At 34.2% G+C, this 24,638-nt stretch carries 19 protein-coding genes and 1 tRNA gene; 11 read left to right on the top strand and 9 right to left on the bottom strand.

Annotated features, from left to right (window positions below; all coding sequences use genetic code 11):
• Positions 1–111 precede the first annotated feature (111 nt).
• From gatB to uxuA, 4 genes are all read left to right on the top strand, one after another.
• Entirely contained in the window at positions 112–1,569 is a 1,458-nt protein-coding gene (gatB, locus tag AC07XU_RS09730) for an Asp-tRNA(Asn)/Glu-tRNA(Gln) amidotransferase subunit GatB (RefSeq protein WP_494943454.1), read from the top strand.
• A 32-nt stretch (positions 1,570–1,601) separates the two neighbouring features.
• Positions 1,602–2,708 carry a redoxin domain-containing protein gene (locus AC07XU_RS09735; protein ID WP_494943455.1) on the top strand — a complete coding sequence of 369 codons (1,107 nt, stop codon included), beginning with the start codon at positions 1,602–1,604 and terminating at the stop codon, positions 2,706–2,708.
• Between the two features lie 104 nt (positions 2,709–2,812).
• Positions 2,813–3,502, top strand: coding sequence for a response regulator transcription factor (locus tag AC07XU_RS09740; RefSeq protein WP_494943456.1), 690 nt, complete (start codon positions 2,813–2,815; stop codon positions 3,500–3,502).
• 289 nt (positions 3,503–3,791) lie between these two features.
• Positions 3,792–4,967: a mannonate dehydratase gene (uxuA, locus tag AC07XU_RS09745; protein WP_494943457.1), complete on the top strand. Its 1,176-nt coding sequence runs from the start codon at positions 3,792–3,794 to the stop codon at positions 4,965–4,967.
• 151 nt (positions 4,968–5,118) lie between these two features.
• Here the strand turns inward: uxuA and AC07XU_RS09750 are convergent, their stop codons facing one another.
• Complete coding sequence (locus AC07XU_RS09750) at positions 5,119–6,456, bottom strand: TldD/PmbA family protein (protein WP_494943458.1); 1,338 nt, start codon at positions 6,454–6,456, stop codon at positions 5,119–5,121.
• Positions 6,457–6,463: 7 nt separating this feature from the next.
• Positions 6,464–8,101 (bottom strand): TldD/PmbA family protein, encoded by a 1,638-nt coding sequence (locus AC07XU_RS09755; RefSeq protein WP_494943459.1) that lies wholly within the window; start codon positions 8,099–8,101, stop codon positions 6,464–6,466.
• Between the two features lie 287 nt (positions 8,102–8,388).
• On the opposite strand from AC07XU_RS09755, the gene AC07XU_RS09760 reads away from it, so the two are divergent.
• The 4 genes from AC07XU_RS09760 (at position 8,389) to AC07XU_RS09775 (ending at position 12,393) form a co-directional block, all read left to right on the top strand.
• Positions 8,389–8,462: transfer RNA gene (locus tag AC07XU_RS09760), tRNA-Arg, on the top strand.
• A gap of 240 nt (positions 8,463–8,702) precedes the next feature.
• Entirely contained in the window at positions 8,703–9,092 is a 390-nt protein-coding gene (locus tag AC07XU_RS09765; RefSeq protein ID WP_494943460.1) for a hypothetical protein, read from the top strand.
• A gap of 2 nt (positions 9,093–9,094) precedes the next feature.
• Positions 9,095–11,665: a DUF4132 domain-containing protein gene (locus AC07XU_RS09770; RefSeq protein WP_494943461.1), complete on the top strand. Its 2,571-nt coding sequence runs from the start codon at positions 9,095–9,097 to the stop codon at positions 11,663–11,665.
• Positions 11,665–12,393, top strand: a complete 729-nt coding sequence (locus AC07XU_RS09775) for a HesA/MoeB/ThiF family protein (protein WP_494943804.1) — start codon at positions 11,665–11,667, stop codon at positions 12,391–12,393. Before AC07XU_RS09770 ends, AC07XU_RS09775 begins: the two co-directional genes overlap by 1 nt.
• A gap of 219 nt (positions 12,394–12,612) precedes the next feature.
• Here AC07XU_RS09775 and AC07XU_RS09780 read toward each other — a convergent pair whose 3' ends face one another.
• Positions 12,613–12,792 (bottom strand): hypothetical protein, encoded by a 180-nt coding sequence (locus tag AC07XU_RS09780; RefSeq protein ID WP_494943462.1) that lies wholly within the window; start codon positions 12,790–12,792, stop codon positions 12,613–12,615.
• Positions 12,793–12,881: 89 nt separating this feature from the next.
• A complete protein-coding gene (locus tag AC07XU_RS09785) occupies positions 12,882–13,301 on the bottom strand; it encodes a DoxX family protein (RefSeq protein ID WP_494943463.1) in 420 nt (139 codons plus the stop codon).
• Positions 13,302–13,403: 102 nt separating this feature from the next.
• On the opposite strand from AC07XU_RS09785, the gene AC07XU_RS09790 reads away from it, so the two are divergent.
• Entirely contained in the window at positions 13,404–16,331 is a 2,928-nt protein-coding gene (locus tag AC07XU_RS09790; RefSeq protein WP_494943464.1) for a DEAD/DEAH box helicase, read from the top strand.
• Here the strand turns inward: AC07XU_RS09790 and AC07XU_RS09795 are convergent.
• Positions 16,328–18,427 (bottom strand): ATP-binding protein, encoded by a 2,100-nt coding sequence (locus AC07XU_RS09795; RefSeq protein WP_494943465.1) that lies wholly within the window; start codon positions 18,425–18,427, stop codon positions 16,328–16,330. The two genes, AC07XU_RS09790 and AC07XU_RS09795, sit on opposite strands and share 4 nt — an antisense overlap.
• Before the next feature lie 281 nt (positions 18,428–18,708).
• On the opposite strand from AC07XU_RS09795, the gene AC07XU_RS09800 reads away from it, so the two are divergent.
• Positions 18,709–19,290 carry a hypothetical protein gene (locus AC07XU_RS09800; protein WP_494943466.1) on the top strand — a complete coding sequence of 194 codons (582 nt, stop codon included), beginning with the start codon at positions 18,709–18,711 and terminating at the stop codon, positions 19,288–19,290.
• Between the two features lie 193 nt (positions 19,291–19,483).
• Here the strand turns inward: AC07XU_RS09800 and AC07XU_RS09805 are convergent, their stop codons facing one another.
• Positions 19,484–21,901 carry a TonB-dependent receptor gene (locus AC07XU_RS09805; RefSeq protein ID WP_494943467.1) on the bottom strand — a complete coding sequence of 806 codons (2,418 nt, stop codon included), beginning with the start codon at positions 21,899–21,901 and terminating at the stop codon, positions 19,484–19,486.
• Positions 21,902–22,091: 190 nt separating this feature from the next.
• Here AC07XU_RS09805 and msrA point away from each other — a divergent pair, with 190 nt between their 5' ends.
• Complete coding sequence (gene msrA / locus AC07XU_RS09810; RefSeq protein ID WP_494943468.1) at positions 22,092–22,583, top strand: peptide-methionine (S)-S-oxide reductase MsrA; 492 nt, start codon at positions 22,092–22,094, stop codon at positions 22,581–22,583.
• Positions 22,584–22,596: 13 nt separating this feature from the next.
• Here msrA and AC07XU_RS09815 read toward each other — a convergent pair whose 3' ends face one another.
• From AC07XU_RS09815 to AC07XU_RS09825, 3 genes are read right to left on the bottom strand one after another with little or no spacing between them, the layout of a single operon-like run.
• The gene (locus tag AC07XU_RS09815; protein ID WP_494943469.1) at positions 22,597–23,358 is read right to left on the bottom strand and encodes an oxygenase MpaB family protein; all 762 of its coding nucleotides are present in this window, start codon (positions 23,356–23,358) and stop codon (positions 22,597–22,599) included.
• Complete coding sequence (locus AC07XU_RS09820) at positions 23,351–23,758, bottom strand: ribosomal maturation YjgA family protein (RefSeq protein WP_494943470.1); 408 nt, start codon at positions 23,756–23,758, stop codon at positions 23,351–23,353. The genes AC07XU_RS09815 and AC07XU_RS09820 overlap by 8 nt, the downstream gene beginning before the upstream one ends.
• Complete coding sequence (locus AC07XU_RS09825) at positions 23,742–24,233, bottom strand: hypothetical protein (RefSeq protein WP_494943471.1); 492 nt, start codon at positions 24,231–24,233, stop codon at positions 23,742–23,744. The genes AC07XU_RS09820 and AC07XU_RS09825 overlap by 17 nt, the downstream gene beginning before the upstream one ends.
• Positions 24,234–24,638: the final 405 nt, after the last annotated feature.

Genomic DNA, 24,638 nt, shown 5'->3' on the forward strand with positions numbered 1-24,638 from the left:
TCCATTTTTGTGCCATAAGTATATTGTTACCTGTTTTTGCAATAGAATTGATACATTATTACTTATCTTTGAGCAGTCATAAATGACCATTTTACAAGATATTACGCGTTAATGAGTACAATTGCCACAACTGAAAGTGATAAGTTCGAATTGGTTTCTGGATTAGAGATACATGTACAGTTAAATACACATTCTAAGATATTTTCGTCGGATAGTGCCACTTTTGGAGCTCAACCCAACGAACACATTTCTGCCGTTTCTTTAGCCTTGCCAGGCGCTTTGCCTAAATTAAACAAAGAAGTAATTGAGAAAGCCATTAGAATTGGCTTAGCTTTAAATTGCGAAATTAATCAGCATAATTTCTTCGATCGTAAAAATTATTTTTATGCTGATTTGCCAAAGGGATACCAAATTACACAAGACAACAGTCCGATTTGTAAAAATGGTTTTTTAAATGTTGTGCTTCCAAATGGCGAAGAAAAACGAATTGGTATCAACCGAATCCATTTAGAAGAAGATGCTGGTAAAAGCTTGCACGATCAAGATCCACAATATTCTTACGTAGATTTAAATAGGGCAGGTGTGCCTTTAATTGAAATTGTAACCGAGCCAGATATCCGCAGTGCCGAAGAAGCATCAGCTTTGCTGACGGAAATTAGGCAATTGGTACGCCATTTAAATGTGAGTGATGGCAACATGGAAGAAGGATCTTTACGTTGCGATGCCAATATTTCTATTAGAGCAAAAGGAACAAGCGAGTTTGGTACGCGTTGCGAGGTTAAAAATTTGAACTCTATTCGTAATGTTCGCAGGGCGATGGATTTTGAATTTAACAGACAGGTTGAAGTTACCGGTAATGGAGAGAAAATTATCCAAAGTACTTTAAATTTTGATGCAGACAAAGGCACAACATCGCCTATGCGCACAAAAGAGGAGGCAAATGATTACCGTTATTTTCCAGATCCAGATTTGCAGCCAATTTCAATTTCTGATGAATGGTTAAGTTCAATAAAATCGGGTATGCCAGCTTTACCAAAAGAAATTGCGAAACAATTGATAGCTGAATTCGGGATCAATAAAACTGAAGCAAATTTATTGGCAGAGGATACAGAATTATACCAATACTTTAATGAAGCTAAGCTTGCAGTTACCAATCAGAAGAGCTTGGTTAATTGGTTATTAGGTTCTATTAGGGCTTTGTTAAATGAACAAAATATCAGCATTGCACAATATGAGGTTACGCCAAAACAACTGGCAGCGGTAATTAATTTGGTTGATGAGAAAAAGATTAGTCAGCAAAGTGCATTACAAGAGTTGCTGCCAAACCTAAAAGGCGAAAAAGATGCATCGCAATTGGCAAATGAACTTAATTTGTTAATTGTTGAAGACAAGGATGAGATTTCATCGTATATAGAAGAAGTTTTGGCTAAATACCAACCACAAGTACAGGCATACAAAACTGGTAAAAAAGGCGTTTTAGGTTTGTTTGTTGGCGAGGTGATGAAGTTGGCAAAAGGTAAAGCTGACGCTAAAAAAGTAAGTGATTTAATAATAGAAAAATTAAAATAGATGGTGTTTATCATCGTTAAAACAATAAATAGATGAAAAAATTAATTTTGATGCTGGGTTTGGTAGCTGTATTTGCTGCTTGTAAAGACAAAACCAAATTTGTAATTGAAGGTAAATTTGAAAATCCGGGAGCGGAGAAAAAGGTATTTTTATATGGGATGTCTGATAAAGGGATGACCGTGGTTGATTCAACTACTTTGTCAGAAAAAGGAGAATTTAAGTTCAATCGTGTATCACCAGAAACTGATTTTTTTAGAGTAAACATTGGCGCTAGTGAATATATGTTAATAGCTAAAAATGGCGATGTGGTTAAAATTGAGGCAGATTTGTTAGATAAAAATCATGGTTACAAAATTAGCGGAGCTGATGATGCCGATAAATTGGCAGAATTTAATGCTTTGAAATTTAAATATAGTGCGGGTTTAGATTCAGTAAAAACAGCATTCGAAACTGAAGCTGCTGCTAATCCAGCTAATAGAGATGCATTAATAGAAAAATTTACCCCAACCTACACTAAAGCTTTAGAAGATTTAAATAATGCCATTATTAAATTTGCTCATGATAATTCTAAATATCTAGTAAGTTTTTATGCCATTAGCTTGGTTAATCCGACAGGTAATGAGGCAGCAATGGTTACTTATGCAGAAAAGGTTGATGAGAATTTAAAGAAAAACGCTGCTGTGAAAACCTTTGTTGATAAAGTGATGAAACTGAAAGCTGTACAAGTTGGTCAGCCAGCACCAGATTTTACCATCAATTCATTAGCAGGTACACCAATTAAACTGTCAGATTATAAAGGTAAATACGTACTAATTGATTTCTGGGCATCGTGGTGTGGACCATGTAGATCAGAAAATCCAAATGTGGTGAAAGCTTATAATGCATTTAAAAATAGAAACTTCACCATTTTAGGTATTTCATTAGATAAAGATAAAGCAGCTTGGCAACAGGCTATAAAACAAGATAATTTAACTTGGGATCATGCAAGTGAATTGGCAGATTTTGAAGGCTCTACTGTTAAGTTGTATCAGGTTGAAGCTATACCGGCTTCTTTTGTGATAGATCCTACAGGAAAAATTATTGCGAGAAACTTAAGAGGCGAGGATTTAGATGCTTTCTTAAACAAAACTTTACCTTAACTCTAAGTCAATGTTAAAATAAAGAGTAGTTTAACAATTTGTTAACCTACTTTTAACGCATTAATGCATTTGTATACTTACTTTCGTAATAAATAAATTAAACGATGAGTACAGCCAAACAAAAAATATTAATTGTTGATGACGAGCCAGATATTTTAGAGCTGATTGAGTACAACTTAAAAAAAGAAGGTTATCAGGTATTTTTAGCAAGCAATGGCCAAGAAGGTATTGCCTTAGCGAAAAAAGTACATCCAGATTTAATCATTTTAGACATCATGATGCCTAAAATGGATGGAATTGAGGCTTGCCGTTTAATGAGAGCTATACCAGAGTTTAAAAATACTTTTATGGTGTTTTTAACTGCCAGAAGCGAAGAATATTCGGAGATTGCTGGTTTTAATGTAGGTGCAGATGATTACATTGCCAAGCCAATTAAACCTAGAGCTTTAGTAAGCAGAATAAATGCCATTTTACGCAGAAATGCTAGCGGCGAAGAAGTTTCTGACAACAAAGTTGAGGTTGGTGATTTGGTAATTGACAGAGAAGCTTATTTGGTTTATCAGAATGGTGCCAAAGTGGTATTGGCTAAAAAAGAATTCGAATTATTATATCTATTGGCTTCTAAGCCAGGTAAAGTATATACAAGAGAATCTATCCTTAAAAATATTTGGGAAGATTCTGTAGTAGTTACCAATCGTACTATCGATGTGCACATCCGTAAACTTCGTGAAAAATTAGGCGAGAATTATGTAGCCACTGTTAAAGGTGTGGGTTACAAATTTGAATTGAGCTAGGAGAAAGGGTTAGTTGGTTTAGTTGTGGAGTTGATTTAGTTGTGGAGATGGTGAGTTGTTAAGGTGATTAGCTGGTTAGGTGTAAAATTGTTGCTTGTTTACCTGCAATGATTTAAAATCTGATCAAATGTTGAGCATCCATTAAGCTTTAATTTCAGAACTCCAAACTTAGAACTTCAAACTCCAATCTATTTACGCTAACGTTTCCGTAATTAATTTGGGTCATTTTTGCGCCTACATTTTATTTTTCAATTATATTGGTGCAGTATAAAACTAATACCAAATATAAATGAGTACAAATCATCATAAACTACAACAAACTTGGCGCTGGTATGGGCCTACAGATCCAGTTAGTCTACAAGATGTAAAACAAGCTGGGGCAACTGGCATAGTTTCGGCATTGCACCATATCCCACACGGTGAAGTTTGGCCAATTGCAGATATTATTGAAAGAAAAAATATAATTGAAGCAGCGGGTTTAACTTGGGCTGTTGTAGAAAGTGTGCCTGTACACGAAGCGATAAAAACTCGCAGAGCTGATGCCGAAAAATATTTAGCAAATTACAATCAATCTCTTAAAAATTTGGCAGAATGTGGTTTAAAAACCATTTGCTATAACTTTATGCCTGTTTTAGATTGGACCCGCACGCAGTTAGATTTAGAGATGACTGACGGTTCTAAAGCACTTTATTTCAATTGGACTGATTTAGCCATTTTCGATTTGTATATTTTTAACAGGGTAGATGCAGCTGCAGATTACGATGAAAATATACTGTCTAAAGCCAAAGCTAAATATGAAAAAATGACTTCAGCTGAGCTGGATGAATTGCGTACGAATGTTTTGATGGGCATACCCAACGAAAAAGAAATTGAAATAGAAGTACTACGTGCCAGTATTGATGAGTATAAAGAAATTGGAAGAGAAGGTTTAAAGGAGAATTTAGCTTGGTTTTTAAGGGGGATTGCACAAACTTGTACCGATAACCGCATAAAGATGACGATCCATCCAGACGATCCACCGTATCCAATTTTAGGTTTGCCACGTATCGCAAGCACAAAAGAAGACTTAGTTTCGATTATTAGAAGTGTGGATGAAGAATTTAACGGGATCTGTTATTGTACAGGTTCTTTAGGTGCAGGCATGACTAATAATTTGGTTGATATTTTTGAAGCAGTAAAGGAAAGAGTTTATTTTTTGCATTTGAGGAATGTGACCAAAGATGAAGAAGGTAATTTTTATGAAGCAGATCATTTAGGTGGCGATGTAAATATGTATGATGTGATGAAGGTTGTTACTACAGAAAACGCGAGAAGAGCAACACCTATTCCGTTTAGGCCAGATCACGGTCACCAGATGTTAGATGATTTAAATAAAATAACCAATCCGGGCTATTCTGCAATAGGCAGATTAAGAGGTTTAGCCGAACTGAGAGGGCTTGAAGTAGGGGTAACAGGTAACTACTAAACGTAAAATATAGAAGGCTGTCTCAAAAACCATCAATTAACTCTATTCTTTCCGGAAGAGTTTAATCATTTCCAAAAGCTTTTATTTGCTTTTGAAAATGAGAGTGATAATTTGAGACAGCCTTAATCAATAACTGATGGATCTAATTTAATTAAACTGCATCAGATAAAGAGGTGAATGTAAAATCCTTAACTTTTAGTGTAGGTAACAAGTAGTTGGCATCAGATTCTGCGCTAACTGTTCTTTCAGTTTTTCCTATTTCTTCAATATTATTTAACATGATGATAGGGCTTTCATTGAAGCGGAAATTTTTAACTGGGAATTTAATTTCGCCATTTTCGATATAAAAAGTACCATCTCTTGTTAAACCAGTCAATAATAAAGTTTGCGGATCAACAGATCTGATATACCATAATCTGGTAACTAAAATACCTTTTTCAGTACCTTTTATCAATTCCTCCAAAGATTTTGTGCCTCCTTGCATAATCATGCCATCTGGCCTTGGAATTGATTTAATCCCTGTTTTTTGCGCCCAATATCTTGAATTATAAAAATTTTTAACAACTCCTTTTTCAATCCAATTTACTTTCTGTTGTGCTCTTCCATCACCAGACCAATTAGGCGTTGGTAATTCTGTATTCCATGGATCTGAATAAATATTCACTCGTTCATCTACCAACTGCTCACCAAGTTTGGTTTTGCCTCCAGGTTTACTCATCGAGCTACGACCTTCATCAGCTTGTCTGGCATCCATGTCAAAAAACAAGTTCTCTAACATTACTGCAACTGCAGTAGGTTCTAAAATTACCGTATATTTTCCAGGTTCAATTGCTTTGGCTTCTACAGAAGATATTGCTTTTTTAGCGGCAATGGCAGTATCTGCCTTGGCATTTAGTTTACTGAAGTCGGTATATCCTTTAGTTGCATATCCAGAACCTCTTCCATCTTCGGTTCTTAACGTAACGTTAAAAGCTACATTTGTTGATGCATTGTAGGCAAATAATCCTTTGCTATTCATTAAAGCTACGCAGCCTAATTGGTTAGATAAAAATCCTGCAGCATTCAATTTATTGTCCATAGCTTGTTTTAAACTATCTTGAACAGCATCTGCTCTTTGTTTGGGTGTTACAGCTGCAGTAGCTTCAGAAAACGTTGGCGAATCAGCACCATATTCTTGCGGACCAAGGAAAGGCATGAATTCTGGATTTTCTGGGGCTAGCTGTGCCAACTCCTCAGCTCTTCGAACCACTTTCTCTAAAGAAGCATCATCGAATTCATTAATGGTTGCAATACCTAATTTTTTACCGTATGCAGAGCTAACAACAAGGCTGTTGCTGCTAATTCCTCCGCTGGTTGAAACTGAGTTTCTAGCATATCTGATGTTTCCACCATCTGAACTGCTCAAATTTACTTCGCATTGTTCTGCTTTAGATAAGGCTAGTACTTTAGTTAAAAGCGCCTTAGCTTCTTCTTTTGTTAATATTGGCATAATGATATCAGATTTTTCTTGCGGTGTTAATTACATTTACTTTATTAAAACGAGCGGTTGCAGAACCATGAGAAACTGCACTTGACTGGCTAGGCTGTCCTTTTCCATCAAAGAAAGAACCCCCTAAACGATAATCGCTAGCATCGCATATTGCGCTACAAGAATTCCAAAACTCTTGGGTATTTGCTTGGTAGGCCACATCTTTAAGCATACCGGTAATTTTGCCTTCTTTAATTTCGTAATACAATTGTCCGCCGAACTGAAAATTATAACGCTGTTGGTCGATAGAGAAAGAGCCATCGCCAACTATATAAATTCCTTTTTCTACATTTTTAATTTGATCTGCGATGGTTAGGGGTGCTTTACCTGGCTGTAAAGAAATATTCGCCATCCGTTGAAACTGAACGCTACTCCAATTATCTGCATAACAGCAACCCTGAGAAGCCTCTAATCCTAAAATATGTGCTTGATCTCTAATCGCTTGATAATTGACAAGAATGCCATCTTTAATAATATCCCATTTGCCACATTTTACACCTTCATCATCATATCCAACAGCACCTAATGAACCTACTTCAGTTTTATCAGCAGTAATATTTACCTCTTTACTGCCATAATTGAACTTTTTAGATTCCCATTTATCTAAAGTAAGGAAACTGGTTCCTGCAAAGTTTGCTTCGTAACCCAATACTCGATCTAACTCAGTTGGGTGCCCGCATGATTCATGAATGGTAAGCCACAAATGAGAAGGATCTAATATAAGGTCATATTTTCCAGCCTCTACAGATTTGGCTTTCAATTTTTCTCCAACCTGGGTTGCGGCTTGTTTTGCATCCTCAAGCATATCATACCTACCTTTATACAGTGTACCGGAAGCAGTTTGGATTTTATCTTGTGGTCTGGCATCTAAATATTCGTAACCTTTACCAGTTGGCGCACTTAAAGCGTTTCTAGTCTCAAATTTGCCGCTTTGTTTGTCTATTTTCGTAATAAAGAAGGTTGGCCATATTCTATGGATATCTTGGTCTATATAAGAGCCCTCGGTAGAAGCAAAATATTTTTGCTCGTTTACCATAAATAAAATTGAATTCACATAATCTGCCCCACCTTTCATGGCTGCATCATTTACAGATAATAAAAGATCTACCTTTTCTTTCATTGGAACTTCAAAAGCATTCTTCTCTATAGGTGCTTTCCAACTTACCTCGCCATGGCCTTTTTGAGGCGCTAATTGTACAGGCTCTCTTAGCAAACGAGCATTCTCTTTGGCAATTGATACAGCTAATTCAGCAGCTTTTGCAATGCTGTCTTTATCCATTTTATCTGTAGCGGCAAAGCCCCAACTTCCATTTGCAATTACCCTAATGCCAATGCCATAAGATTCTGTGTTAACGATATTTTCCACTTTATCTTCGCGGGTAACCACAAACTGGTTCAGGTATCTTCCTACACGGACATCGGTGTAAGTTGCTCCTTTAGATCGAGCCGCATTTAATGCAACATCCGACATGATTTTTTTGGCTGATGGGTCTATATATTCTAGTGCCCGTTCTGGGGAAATCTCGTCTCCCAAAACCGGAATTGCAGGCAGCATTGCTGCTGCAGCACCCACCCCAGTTAAATAAATAAAATTTCTACGTTTCAAGGTTTATTGGTTTAGATCTTGAATATAAGTGTTTTAGCTTATTTAAAAAAGAATATTTTTTAAACAAATAACTTAGGTAGATGAAATTTTTCACTGATGGATCTATTTTATTCCATTTTGTAAAGGCAAATCTCATTGAATTATTTGTTGCTGTAAAGTTTAAATTACTGATTAACAGCAATTATGGTATCACCAATCAATATTTTATAAAATTTTGATAAATTATCCTTTTGAAATTATATCTTTGCAGCATTAATCCATACATCATTGATGATTGGGTTGAGGATGCCTCCATAGCTCAGCTGGATAGAGCACCGGTTTTCTAAACCGTAGGTCATAGGTTCGAATCCTATTGGGGGTACACTTTTTTAATAGCTAACAATCTAATTGTTAGCTATTTTTTTGTTGTAAAATCTTCCAATTCTCGGTGATTTTACCTCGATTTTGTAAAATCTAATTTACCAATTTATTCATTTTCAGGTAATTTAAATTGTAGGTTTTAGATCTTTTAGAATTTTCAAATCAATAAAAATTACATTAACTATCAATATTTCAAATTCATATATTTATAGCTGCTCATTTTTTAAACTTATTAGCGTATATGAACATTCTCATCAAGGACGAAACTTTCTCTGGAAAGGTTTTAAAAGAAATCACCCTCCATCTTTCTGCCAAAAAAGCTACCATTAAAGATATTATTGCAGCTAGGGTACTAAAGGAAGTAGATGATTATAATCTAACATTGCCTTCACATTTTAATGGACTGGTTGAACCTAAGGATGCGGAGCGTACGCTAAATGGTTTCAAACTAAAGGCAAAAAAAGTTATCGATGGTGAAAAACAAGTCTATGTAGCTTTAGATGCTTTTCAGAAAAATGGCTTTTTCGTTCTTGTAGACCAAGTGCAATCAGAGAGTTTAAAGCAAGAGGTTGATTTGAAAGCTGATACTGTTGTAAGTTTCATCAAGTTAACACCTTTAGTTGGCGGATAGGAATGGGTATTTTAGGGAAGATCAAAAAAGCATTGTTTGCAAATGCTATTACCAAGGAGTTTGAATTAGACGAATTGATAAAAAGTACCAGACAATTTTGTGAGCAAAATGATAGAAATTTTTGGGAGGTAAAACTTGCTTCAGTGCCCGACTATAACACACAAGTTATAAATTGGGACGACAAAAGAAAAACAGCATTCTTGGTATATTGCATAAAAGAGATTTGTCAATATGGCAAGAGTTATGATCATGATCAGCAGGCACGTCAAGAAAATACCATACGCGAAGCTTATCTTAACCAGCTGCTAAGAGCCAAACTCAGTTTAGATACTGAGAATTTGGATCTGCTTGTAAACGCATTAGTAAAATACAATCGGTGGGAATGGGCTTCTGTATTGCATTGGCCTTTAGGGTTACTACTAAATCAATTGAACAGGCAGTATAAAGATAGGAGTGTGCCTGAGGAGATAAAGTTATCATTATCAGCATTGCTTAAAGCTGTTAAAGAAGCTAAAAATGAATATGGAGCTAAAGAAAAGCTACAATTTATTGCCAAGATAGAAAGCCTCTTATTTGAAGAAATAGGCGAAGCTAAGCTTAAACCAATTTTGTTTTTAGGGCAAGACGACTTTATGCAATATGCCAACCCTTTATTATTGGCATTACCTACCGAAACTCAGCAGCTTTGGTTCGCCGTGATGGACAAGGCACTTAAAGCCAAAGGTTCTAAGCCTACGCAAAAATACCTTACGGAAAGTTTAAGCCTAACCAAAGCCCTTGGTACCGATACCTTTAAAAAAATGATCAGCGATTGGTTTACTTTCGTGATTAACCACAAAGAAAATAGCCACCAACATGTTTACGGTCAGGGAGCACAACGATATACCTACACCACTTGGGAGTTTTTAACAAGTATCAACCTTGATCATTTGAAAGGTTTGGTGTGGATGTGCGCTAATTTCCACGACCAACAAACATTGAATTTGATTGCTAAATTAGGAGAGCGATGTTTTAAGAAAATTCCAGGCCAAGGGCCTACAGCTGCGGCGCTTGGTAATGCTTGTTTGTATAGTCTTTATCAATCTAAAGGATTAGATGGCATAGGGCACCTATCACGGTTAAAGTTGCGTATCAAACAACATAGCACCCAACAATTGATCGAAAAATACATTGCAGAAGCTGCACAAAAGCAAGGCGTATCTACCCATGAGATAGAAGATATGGCTGTAGAGGATTTTAAGTTGCAGGCAGGTAAACGAACTTACCAGTTCGATGATTACCAAGCTATATTAAGCGTTACAGGCATGGGAAAATCTGAACTACAATGGTTTAAACCTGATGGTCAGATTCAAAAAACGCTTCCAAGTTTCGTAAAAGAAAAACATGCTGCTAAACTCAAAAAGGTAAAAGATACACAAAAGCAAATTGATCAAACCACAGCAGCACAGAGAGATAGGATAGATCGTATGCTCAAAAGTGGGCGCCAATGGAAATATGCCGATTTCAAAAAACTATATTTAGAGCATGGCCTGCTAAATGTAATTTCGCAGCGACTGATTTGGATATTTAGTGATGATGGTGGGCAAACTTCAGCCATTAAAGTAGATGAAAATTGGCTAAACGTGCAACAAGAAATAGTTAAACCACATGAAGAGAGTTTGGTCTCATTATGGCATCCGGCATTAAGTACGCTTGCAGAAACCAAATCATGGCGCAATTTGCTGCTTAGCCTGCAAATACAGCAACCTTTAAAACAGGCCTTTAGAGAAGTTTACCTTCTTACAGATGCAGAGGTGAACACCCGTACTTATAGTAATCGTATGGCTTCTCATGTACTTAAACAACATCAATTTAATATGTTGGCAAAAACTCGGGGGTGGAAATTTCAGCTTATGGGAGCCTTCGATAATGGTGCATACAATGATGCTGCACAGCTTCTACTGCCAGAGTACCAACTACGTGCAGAGTATTGGGTAAATGAAGTAAATGCCGATAACCAAATGAATGATACTGGCATTTGGAACTATATTAGCACCGATCAGGTAAGATTCGTAAGTACAGTTACCAATGATACCGTACAACTGATTGATATTCCGCCATTGGCATTTTCAGAAGTATTACGAGATGTGGATCTTTTTGTAGGCGTAGCCAGTGTTGGGAATGATCCAACGTGGCAAGATTCGGGAGGTGTGCCTGCGTACAGAGACTACTGGACTAGCTATTCATTTGGTGATCTTTCTGAAGTTGCCAAAAATCGAAAGGAAATACTAGAAGGATTAATTCCGCGACTTAAAATTGCAAAAGTATCATCCATACAAGATCGCTTTTTAGTAGTTGAAGGAAAGCTCAGAACGTATAAAATTCATTTGGGCAGTACCAATATTTTAATGGAGCCCAACGACCAGTATTTATGTATTGTTCCAGATCGGAGTCAAAAAAACCATACCGAGAACTTGTTTATCCCCTTTGAAGGTGACAATGGCTTATCTATCATTCTTTCTAAAGCTTTTTTGCTAGCCAACGACGATCAGATTACAGATGGGACTATCACCTCTCAAATCAATAGAAAGTGATGCGGAATTACATGAGCCAAATGCTAGTGGAGGAGGTGGGTAACGAAGGTCAAAAAGCTATTCGTTGTGCTAAAGTACTGATCATTGGTGCAGGAGGTTTAGGCGTTCCATTAGCCACATATCTGGCAGGCTCAGGTGTGGGATTTTTAGGTTTAGTAGATGGCGATAAGGTGGCCGAAAGCAATTTGCATCGTCAATTCTTATATCGCAAAGCGGATATAGGACAAGCTAAAGTTGAAGTTTTGGCACAGCGATTAGCTGAGATCAATGAAGAAGTGGTTATCAATAGCTATCTGATGTATCTTAACCAGCAAAATGCAGCAACCATCATTGCCGATTATGATATTATATGCGATTGTACAGATAATGTTGATACCCGCATCATTATCTCTCTAGAAAGTGCTAAACAAGAGAAGCCTTTAATTTACGCTGCGGTATTAGGATGGCAAGGCTATCTTACTGTACTTAACTACCATCAAAAATTTAGGCTGAACGATATTTTTACGGCCGAACAGCTAAAAGCTCATGAGAAGCAAAGTTGTAGCAATTATGGTATTGTGGGTAGTGTATGTGGTGTATTTGCAAGCATGCAGGCTACTGAAGTATTAAAAATAATATTGAATTTGCCTAGTAAGTTAGATGGACATTTGCTTTGTGCAGATATAAAAGAAGATGTTTTTAGGTATTTTCGGCTTAATTCGGGTCGTAATGAAACTTTAAGGTCTTAGCACTAAAAGCAGATTATTTAATTAAGCCAATTTCATTACCTTTTGAAAAACCAATTTTCTGAAAACTTAATCTTTTGCTATTTTAGCTATCTTCATAAACTAAAATAGCCTTTTCTTATTCTATAGCTAATATGCTGCTATTGGTTAAGAAAAGACTTAAGTATTGTTAGTGCTAAGCACAACTTAGTGAAAACAATTATAATTTATGATAACGAACTTTTATAGTAAGCCATACAAGCCATTTGTAGGATATTTATACCTTGGCGTTGTATTTTGCTTTACAGGAAGTTGAGTTGCCTCTTCTTTTTCTGCTAACTCAATAATAGTTCTTTTTAATAAAATCGGTTTTTCACTTTGTGTAAATGAAGGTGTTTTCGTGTTTTCTAATAATGTTTGCATAAGGAGATTAAAAATATATCCTTAAAACACAAAAAAAGAGGTTTGGTTTTTAGATTCGAAAGAAAATTTAACAAAAAATAGTATTTAATCTATGCTCTTTTTGCAAATAGATATTTCAGCGCTCCGGTGCTCCACAAAGCTAAAAAAATAAGTACAGGTTGAAAAAATAAGCGGGTTAATCTGGCACTATCTGTATTCAAACCAAAAGCATCAACTCTGTTGGTATATTGCGCAATATTACCAGGGAAAATTATTACATAAAAAATGGCCAAAGCTATGCCTACATTTATTCTTTGTCGGGTATAAAATAGCATAGCAAGTCCTAAACTTATTTCGGCTATGCCAGAAAGTAATACAACCGCATCTTTGCTTAAAGGAATCCAATTGGGTACTTGAGCCTGAAACTCTGCTCGCTGGAAAGTGAAATGCCCAATTGCGGCAGCAATCATAAAAACACCTAATAATATCCTTACCGAATGCTGTAAAAAGCTAGTTTGATTTGATTTCATCTTTCTTGTAAATATATATTTTTAACAAACAACTGACTAGCAAAACATGTTTTTAAATGTCCTTTTTCTTCAATTTCTGTTATCTTTATCCGCCAGTAAATAATGAACGATAACTTAGATTTTGAGCCGGAAAAGCCTAGTATTGATAAGCTTTTAACTACATTAAATAGCAGAAAATCAGGTAAGTTAAATCTTGCTGATGAAAGTTTATTGTCTAAAATTGTAATTTTTAGTAGGCATAAATATTACAGGCATTTGGTTGTTGAATTGGCTAAAGCCGCTTTAACGCAAGGCGGAAAGCTAAAAAATCCTGTAAAAATTTTAGATCCATTAGATTTTGTATGGAAGGCAGAACAACAAGACGAAATTAAGTTTTACACCGGGATTTCTCGCTTTAAAAATAATTACAATGAGGGAAGAAACGATACTGAAGTTGCAGCATTAAAAGCAATCGTTAAAAATCCTTTTCAGTTAAAATTTTACCAGCACGATGAAAAAATTGGTGCTACAGTAAATGCAAGCTCTCTTGTAGCGGTAAGTGTTTTTGTTTTAAAAGTAAATCTTGAGATTAATGTTGATGAAAGAGGAGATAGTTTTGCTATTTCTGGTTGGTTACATTTGCAAAATAAGATTTATGATCTTGAAGATTTGGTACTTAAGTATCAATATTTTGTACAGGTTAAAAATCATCTGTACCTCGTTTCTAATCCATACTTTATTGATGCAATTGATTTTTTTAAAAAACATCAGAATAATTTAGTTTTAGAACGCGTAGATTATGAAGAGTTTCAGGAAAACATACTTGCTAAACTTGAAGATAAAATTAAAATCAATTATTCTTACCTAAAACCAGCTACTCAAAAACAAATTATTGAGCAAGGTTTTGATTTAGAGAATGAGCAAATTATTTATCTCACCGAATCGGAAGATTTTGTTTTGCTTACCCCGGTTATGCGCTATGGCGGTTTAGAAATTCCGGTTATTTCCCAAAAACAAATACAAACAAAAGATAAAAGGGGCAAGCTTTTTACTCTGGAACGCGATAAAGAAAAAGAGCTTCAATTTATAACGAATATTGCCAAAATGCATCCTTATTTTGAGGAACAGATAACTGAGTTTTCTGAGCAATTACATACCGATTGTTTTTACATGCACCGCAAGCATTTTTTATCTCCAGAGTGGTTTTTAACTGCTTTTGAGGCTTGGCGAAGTAAGGGGATTGCTATTTTAGGTTTTAATGATTTAAAAAATAATAAGCTTAGCGCTTACCAAGCAAAAATTAATATCGATGTAATTAGCGGTATTGATTGGTTTGAAACTGCCATTAAAGTAAAATTTAATAAACAAACGGTATCTCTTAAACACCTGCATAAATCTATTAGAAATAAAAGCAAGTTCGTACAATTAGATGATGGCACTACTGGCATTTTGCCAAGCGATTGGTTAGCTAAATTTGAAGCTTATTTTGCCGCGGCAGAAATTGTTGAGGAAAAATTACATACGCCAAATATTAGCTATGCAACCGTAGAAGAGCTTTATGAAACTGAACTTCTAGATGTGGAAAGTAAACAACGCATTGAACTTTACAAGGCTAAATTGGCTGCTTTTGATAATATCGAAGCTGTAGCGGTGCCTGAAGGTTTAAATGCAACCTTACGTGATTACCAAAAAGAGGGGTTGAACTGGCTTAACTTTTTAGATGGATTTAATTTTGGCGGCTGTTTGGCAGACGATATGGGCTTGGGTAAAACCATTCAAGTTTTGGCGTTTATTTTATCGCAACGCGAAAAAACAGAACTCAATACGAATCTAATAATTGTACCCGCTTCATTGGTGTTTAACTGGCAAAAAGAAATCGAAAAATTTGCACCAAGCCTAAAGCTATTAACTATTTATGGTGCAGATAGAAATAAGACAGGCATTGATTTTAGTGCTTATGAAGTTGTACTTACATCTTATGGTACATTATTATCAGATATTAAATTTTTAAAAGAATACCGTTTTAACTATATTTTTTTAGATGAATCGCAAAATATAAAAAACACAGATTCGCAAAGGTATAAAGCGGTTAGGTTGTTGCAATCTCGCAATAAAATTGTGCTTACTGGCACGCCTATAGAGAATAATACTTTTGATCTGTACGGGCAACTTTCTTTCGCTTGTCCGGGTTTGCTAGGTTCAAAAGAGCAGTTTAAACAAATTTATTCTGTTCCGATAGATCAGTTTAAGGATGCAAAACGAGCGGCCGAATTACAGCAAAAAATTAATCCGTTTGTTTTGAGAAGAACCAAAGAACAAGTAGCTAAAGAGTTGCCAGACAAAACGGAAATAGTGATTTACTGCGAAATGGGTAAGCAACAGCGTGAAATTTATGAAAGTTGCAGAACCGAAATTAGAGAGTATTTGATGGGAAATCCAGAAAATGAGCTGATAAAAAGTAGCATGCATGTTTTACAAGGTATCACCAAGTTGAGGCAAATTTGTAATTCGCCAGCTATTTTAAGTAAAGAAAAATATTATGGTAATGCATCTGCTAAAATGGATGTATTAATGGAGCAGATTGAGAATAAAGCGGCTAAACACAATATATTGGTTTTTTCTCAGTTTGTAAGCATGTTAGATTTAGTTAAAGAACAATTACAAGACCGTAAAATTGCTTTTGCCTACCTAACCGGCCAAACCAAAAATAGGGAAGAAGTAGTTAATTCTTTTCAGCATAATGCTGAAGTAAAAGTTTTCTTAATTAGTTTAAAAGCAGGAGGCGTTGGCTTAAACTTAACAAAAGCAGATTATGTTTTCTTGATTGACCCGTGGTGGAACCCAGCCGTTGAGAACCAGGCAATAGATAGGGCCTATAGAATTGGACAGCAAAATAATGTAATGGCCGTTCGTTTAATTTGTCCGGATACGATTGAAGAAAAAATAATGCTCATGCAAGATGCTAAAAAAGATTTAGCTCATGATTTAATTAGAAATGAAGAGGCTATTTTTAAATCTTTAACAAAAAAAGACTTGTTGGCCTTAATTTAATTGATTTCTGTTGCTAAGAATTTTATTTCAACCCTAGTACCTTTGTTTTGTTCGCTAAAAAAGGTTAAGCCACCAGCCATTAAATTGGCAAATGTTTTAGAGAGCATTAACCCTAAACCAGTTCCTGTTTCTTTATTAGTGCCTTGTCTACTTTTCTGATTGTAAATTTCGATTTTATTATTTAACTCTTTAACCATTTCTTGAGGCATCCCAATTCCATTATCTGTAACGGTTAGCGTAGTTGTGTTATCATTTTTATCAGCTTTAAGTTCAATTATTCCATCGTTGGGTGTAAACTTAATGGCATTAGATATGATATTACGTAGCATTATTTCAGTCATGTCACTATCTGCAAAAGCACCAGCGTTACCTAGTTTATTCACAATATTGATATTTTTTTTAGCGGCTTGTGCTGCCAAATTTTCAATAACCTGTTTAGCAATGCTATCTAGTGAAATGGTTTGAAAATTGGGTTGGTAGCCCTGAAGTTGGCTTTTACTCCAGTTCAATAAATTTTCCATCATCACCGAAGTGTGATTGAGCGTGTGGCTTATTTTTTCTGAATATGTTTTAAGTTTCTCCGGAGATATTTGATGGTCTTCTAGTAGGTGATTAAAGGAAATAAGGGTATTTACAGGTGCTCTCATATCATGCCCAATAATGCTAAAAATTCTATCCTTAACTGCATTAATTTGCTCCAAATCTTGTTTTTGGAGTGTAATTAACTGATTAAGTTTTCTAGTTTTACGTTGATTGTAAAATATAATTAATGCAATGCCGATTGCCATTACGGCCAAAATTCCAAAAAATAATTGTTGGCGTGTTTTGGTTTCTATCTCTTTTTTCTGAGAGAAAATTTGTTGTTCGCTAGTCTGCTTGTCTATTTTGGCTTGCAATCTATCTTTCTGCATAGCAATAGCTTGCAATTTTTTCTGGCTTTCTAGCTCGTTTTTACGTTTATTAAATAAAAGTTCACTGTTTTGTTTCTGCTGCAAGGTAAGCTGTAACAAGTTTTGATTAAGTAATAATGCTTGTTGTTGTTGGAGGTTTAAAATTTGCTGTCTAGAAATTTTTTCGTCCTTAAGTTTGGTGTCATACTTTGCTTGAAGATTTAATATTTCTGCTACTTTCTCCTTTTCATAAAGGTTTTGATCTAAAACACTTATAGAATCAGCGTAAGCTAACGCTTTTTTATAATCTCCTTTTATTTTGTAAACATTGTAAAGGTTGCTAAATAACCCTCTTTTTGATACCAATTCGTTGTTATTGTTTGAGTTAGTTAATGCTTGTAAAATGTAAGTTTCTGCTTTATCATATTCTTTCATCTCGAAGGTTAGTTCTGCTAAATTCTGATAAATGCTTTGCTTGTAATAAGCAATATTTGCTTTGTCGATTAAAACTTTGGCATTCTCGAAAGACATTAAAGCATCTTTAAACTTTTTAGATCTTCGCTGACTAACACCCAGATTGATCAAGGTGCTGATTTGGTTATTTTCCATCCCTTTTTTTTGATTTAGGGATAATGCTAATTTATAGGCATCAATAGCTTTATCAAATTTACCTTGACTGTCATTTAATATTCCTACATAATTATAACTTACGGCTTGTTCTATTGTTAAATTTTCTTTTTTAGCAATGCTGATGGCATTCTGTATCAACTGTTCGGCATTATTATAAGCCTTAAGCTGAATTTGGATCCAAGTAAGATCTAAGTAGGCTCGCCATAAATTTTTAGGCTCATTAATTTTTTGATAAACATCAAGAGCGTTCATGTACAATGGATAGGCTTTCGAATAATTGCCTGTGAGTAGATGAGCATAACCTATAGTTAAGTAACTTAAACCTAAATAACGGTTATTGTTTTGTTTGATGGCGTTGGCAATTGCCAATTCAGCCATTTCTGCTGCTAAAGGTTTTTTGCCAATAAGTAAGCTGTAAGCATATTCATTTGTCTTTTTAATTCTAATACTATCTACCTTTATTTTCTGAATTGATTGATAGGTACTATCTGTATGAGCTGTTTTTTGTGCTGACGAACTATGAGTTATGAGTGTAAAGTAGCTAAATAGGAGAGCACTAATTATAAATTTGAGCATAATTACTTTAAGCGAGATAAGTGCTTAAAGATTAAAAAAAAAATCAATTTAATTTTAATTATAAGTTAAAAATATTTTCATCTTTTATATGTTGATTATCAGATTGTTCGCTGCTATATTCTCTAAATTTTTTTCCTTTCTAAAATAAAAATACTTCTAAATGCTATAAATCCTTTGTTTTAGAACTATTTTTCGTTAATGTTGTTTAAACATTTTAAAAAATGATACAATTGCATTTATAATACTAGTTAACAATTCAAGAAATATTAATTAACGCCATCATGTTCAAATATTTAACTTGTGTTTTATTTATTTTCTTTAGCGCAAATGCATTTTCTCAAGAAGAAACTTATTTTGTTCAAAATACTTCAATCAGCGCTGTTGGTTCGGGTAAATTGAAAAATTGGAAACCGCTCTTAGCCAATATAGATTTAGAAGGAAAGTTTATTGTTAAAAAACAAGTTTTAGATGAAATATCTGATTTAAAGATTAAATTATACGTAAATGATAGTTCTTTAAAAAAGAGCAAAATTTCCCATTCCATAAAAAAAGTATTAATTAAAAATGATATCCATCAAATCAATTTTACTCAAATGAATTTGATGATTTTACCTGTAATGAAAATGGCTCATTTTACAATGGATGTAAAAATGAATGGGGGGAGCTATTACTCGCCATTGGTTCTAAATTATAAGGTAGAAGATAACCAAACTATTACCGTAACGGGTAAACAAACTATTTGGCTGTATCAATTCGGAATCGTTCCCAAAGACATTAAAGAATGCCACACTAATGATAAAATTGTACTTGATATTAATTTTAGTCTCATTAAACCATCAAACATGATTGCGAAATTTGATTAAAGATTTACTGAAATTAATAGTCAATCAATTTGCTATATCAAATAGAAAATTAATATTTGAGGAACATTACATCTTAAAATTTTAATAAATAACTGAGGTTCATTTTACCTTTTACAAGTCTGAGCCTAATCGAAAAACAATTAATGCTCATCGACTAAGCTCAGTATTGAAATATATTAAGGAGTAAAATCAATTACATAGTCGAGCCTGATGAAACGTCGCTATTGTTGATGCCTTTTTTATTTTTCTTGATTGCTTCTTTAAGTTTACCAAATCTATAATTAATACTTGTTGTAAAGTTTCGCTGATAGTTTTGGTTAAAACTTTCTTGCGTAAAACTCGGTCCGTTTACACTATTAATTATATTTCTGTATTTATTAAATGCATTGTTGGCTGCTAAAGAAATACTCAATTTATTATCTAAAAGGTCTTTGTTTATACTTAGTGATGAAGTTACAAATGCATTAGAACTGCCTTGTAACGTAAAATTACGGCCATTGTAGTTTACACTTCCAGTAGCTTGCCATGTTTTACTTGGTTTGTAGGTTAGCGAGCCAAAAGCCCTTTTCATGAAACCTTTGGCTTCAATCAAAGTGCCGTTTACTTCACCGCTTACCCTACCATAATTAGCTGATAAATTTAAACTTGCTCTTAACTTATTACTAAAAGGATAATTTGCATTAACATTTAAACCTACCATCGTTGCTGTTCCATTATTTCCATAACTAGAACGAGTAATGTTTGTTAGTTCATCAGTTACTACTCTCGGCATAATAATGTCTTTAAAAAACATACCTCTTAAACCAACGTTAAGCTGGAGTTTCTTAAAATAGCTATAACTCATTTCCAAACTATTTCCAGACATAGGCTTTAAATCTGGATTTCCCGTAGTTTCAAAATTAGGGTTAGATCGATCTACGAATGGATTTAATTGATGTATTCCAGGTCTTTGTATTCTTGAGCTTGCACCAAAATTTATACTTGTGTTGTTTTTGAATTTTCTATTAATTGAAATTGAAGGTATAAAATTTAAGGTATTGCTAGTAAATTGCTCATTAGCACCATAAAAATTGGCTTTAATAGCAGTTTGTTCGGCTCTTACCCCGGCTTTTATTCCCCATTGTTTGAGGTTAAATTGATATGTATTATAAATGCCATACACATTTTGGGTATTGTCTAAAATATTTGTTCTTAGCGGATCTATAACATAATCTCCGTTTTGATTAAGTGATAGCGCTTCAAAATTGCTACTATTTTCTCTAAAAATTACTTTCGCTCCAGCTTCAATCATCAATTTTTTTATCGGCAGTGTGTAATCAACCTGTATAGTTTGCTCTTTAGACCCTCCATTATTAAATTGCTGATAATCAGTTAAATTATAGGATACGGGATTTAAGATGTTTACATTATTAAATTGTTTGTTCGTAAAATCATAGTATCTGTAAGAGAAGGTTAGGATTTTGTTTTTATCTTTTTTAAAACCCAATTGATAATTAACTGCGGCGTCAATACCATTTCCAGATCCTTCGAGTGTGTTTCTCAATTCATAGCTCTGTAAAATTGCATCGTTATTTCTAAGTAATGAATTTTGAGCGTTAAAACTATCATTGTCGCTAGCATTGTAATTAATTTGAGCCGAAATTAAATTCAAACTATCAATCTCAAAGCTTAACTCAGTGCCTATGTAACCGCTTTTGCCATTGTAATCTCTAATTCCTGTCTGCAATAAATTAGTTGGATTAACTCCTGTTGTTTGTCTAAAATTGCTGTTATCTAACAATGGAGTGCTGCTTAAATTTCCACCTAAATTACTTGCCATGCCAAATTTTCCAGATTTTAGTGTAAACGAACCACCCATTCCAGGGCCACCAACCGGAAATCGGTGATTGACGTTTATGGTTCCATTGGTACCATTATCTAATTTTTTGAAAGTTATAATATTGATAATTCCTGCTAAGCCTTCTCCATCGTACTTTGCTGGGGGCGTGGTAATCACTTCAATTCTTTCAATACTTGATGCAGGCATGCTTTTCAAAATATCTTTCGGATTTCGCTCCATCATACCAGAGGGACGCCCATTAATCAATATTTTATAATTACTATTGCCTTGGAGTTGAATATTATCATCACCATCAACACTTAGCATCGGTACTTTTCTCATCATCTCTAAAACATTATTCACCTTGCTTTCGGGATCAGCCTTTAAATCATAAGAAATTCGATCAATTTCTTGTTTAATCAATGGTCGCTCTGCAGAAATAGTTACTCCTTTCAACTGAGTAGGAGATGGCGATAAATAGAGAGAGCCCAAGTTTTTCGAGCTATTGTTTAATGTTACAGCTATTGATTTATTTTGATAGCCTACGTTAACTATTACCAATTGATAATTGCCGTTAGCTAACTTGTCAACATCAAATAATCCATCTTTATTGGTTAAAACCGAACTTAATTGAATATTCTTGTCATTTTTTAGAATGACGGTAGCAAATGTTAATGGCTTTTTATTTACCGAATCAAGTACAACACCAGATATACGATGTGCAGTATTAGTTTGACTTTGAGCTGTGAGTACAGCAAATAAACTGATCATTAGGAAGATTAAAGATTTCATTTTTAATTGTTAAGTTAGTGTATTAGTTAAATAGTACACAAGTATACAACGAAAAATTAATTCTTTTAACAAAATGTGATGAAAACCTCGAAAAATGTGATGAGTAATGAAATTTACATTGCTGTTATCAAACCACTTTTTATTTGTGTTGTTATGGTTGTAGCTTTATACATTAATAAAATATACATTTATGAATACAGAAAAAGCAGTTTTAGCTGGCGGATGTTTTTGGGGAGTGGAAGAACTAATTCGCCAATTACCAGGTGTAATTAAAACCTTTGTCGGTTACACTGGCGGAGATGTAAAAAATGCAACTTATCGCAACCACGGAACACATGCAGAAGGAATTGAGGTTACCTTTGATCCAACTGTTTTATCTTATCGTAGCTTATTGGAATATTTCTTTAAAATTCATAATCCTACCACGTTAAACAGGCAAGGTAATGATGTTGGATTATCATATCGATCTGCTATTTTTTATACCACAGATGAGCAACGTAATACAGCCAACCAGTTAATTGAAGAAATGGATGCATCCGGAGTTTGGCCAGGCAAAATTGTAACACAAGTTATAGCCGTGGGCGATTTTTGGAACGCAGAAGAAGAACACCAAGATTATTTACAGAAAAATCCTTATGGTTATACTTGTGATTACGAAAGACCAGAATGGACATTAAGTTAGTTTTAAAGCTAACTTAAGTTAAAACTGCTATTTTTTTAATTTGTGTTTGATATGCTTTTGGTAAAATTAATACCTTAAGTATTTCACTTAAATTTATCACTTTTAAAATTTTATAGCATTTAATGAGTGTTTTAATTCCAAAACTATTATCTAATTTTAAGAGTGATTTTACATGGTTTGGCACTAATATCGATTGCACTTTCTTCATTAAGAAGTACCTAGGTAAACCTAAATGTTTTTTGTACTGTTTATATAAGTCTTCAGAAAAATTACCATAAATCAAGTTTTCCTTTAAATCTTGCTCATAAATAACTTTAAACTCATTATAGTTATTGGGCAAGTTTTTAATCTTCATTCTAGAACCAACTTTGCAAAATACATTTACTACCTCATCTTTTTGTGGCTGTTTTAATTCATTTTCTAATAATTCGTAAGCACGGATGGAGTAATCGATCAGCATAAATAATACATCTCTGTAGGCCCAATCTGGTATTTTGCTATTTCTGGCATTTTCTACGTTCTGATGAATTTGTGTAATTTGATTTATGGCTGCGTTTGCTTTTTCAGTTGTAGAGAAAACAATTTTTTGAGCATAGGCAACAGTAGAAAATAATCTTCCTAGTGGATCATTTGGCAACTTACCTGTAAAATAAAGCCAGTCGACGGCCTTATTTACGCTAAATTGTGCAGCAGCACCAGCAAAAATAAACAATACAACATCAGGGTTACTCCAAATTTTTCTAACTATAGAATGCTTGTCTACAAAATTATCCATTGGGTATCGTTTTACGATCTATTAATAAAGCTGATGATGAATTAAACTGCTCGACAATTGCCACGAAAAAAATGCCCAATGTGTACATTAGCATATCAATCCAAGAAAAAGAAGTGCCGATAAGTGTATTTGCGATAGCGTATTTCTGTAATCCTATCACTTCAACAAATTTGTAGTATTGCAGTATTTCTACTAGATAACTAAATAATAAAACACCTATTAATACACTTATTTTATTCGTTTTAACAAAGCTTAAGATTAAGCAATGTAGCAGAATTACCACTAAAAAGTCTCCAAAATACGCTCTAATCCAGTTGTTGGTATATATGGCAATTAATATTTCTATAGTCAAGAGTAGGAGTGTACAAATGAAATAGAATTTGTTAAAGATAAATCTCATGATTATTTAATTTTTCTAATTTTTTGATATATAAAAGGCAGAGGTAGAGTGGAACAATTGCGATTAAACCAAAAGAGCAATCAATAAATTGCCAAAAAACAGGTATGCCGCGAATGTTGCCTGCAATTAGCGCCAACGGAATAATCATAACGCAACATATTATACCGAATTGAATAATCCATTTGTTTTTAATTGGATTATTAAATGGGCCAATAAAAAGAACAGCTAACATGAGGTGGGCAAAAGCAAGCCAATCTGTACCATAACTTAAAAAAGGATAATTTTCATTGGTGATTTTAACTGCCGAATAAACTTTATTAAGCCATTGTTGCAGTATAGAAGTATCATTGTTTACCAAATAAGCAAGTTCACTTTCTAAAGGGAAGGCAGTTATACCGCTCAAAGCTAAACCGCCAATAATAATTACGATTAAGATTTTTAAGCGTGATCTAATTTTTACCTCTGTAGCAGTCATGATGTTGAATTAAAAAGCACTTTGTAATTCAAAGTAAAGAATAAATTTTTTACCATCCAAATATTTGCAACTAATAATTATTGGGAGGTGAGTCTGAGTTTGTTTGAAAAAAAGTTTTATTAAGGTAAGGACAGTTGATGGAAAGTATGAATGTTACCAACTTAAGCCTCACCAATTAATGCTGAAGCTAGTTGCAACTTTCTGCATATGAGGGTGTATCAGAATTAAAAATTCAAAACTTTAAAAAAGAATTAAATTTGGTGTTTCGTCATGCTCAGCTTGACTGGGCATCGTAATGCGTCTAATGGGCGTTAATAATTAACCTTTTATAGCATTACGATTCCCGTTTTCACGGGAATGACGACCTCACGAAATATTATTTTGACAATCAATTTTTAAAATCAA

The organism is Pedobacter sp. GW456-11-11-14-TSB4 (genome assembly GCF_059424425.1).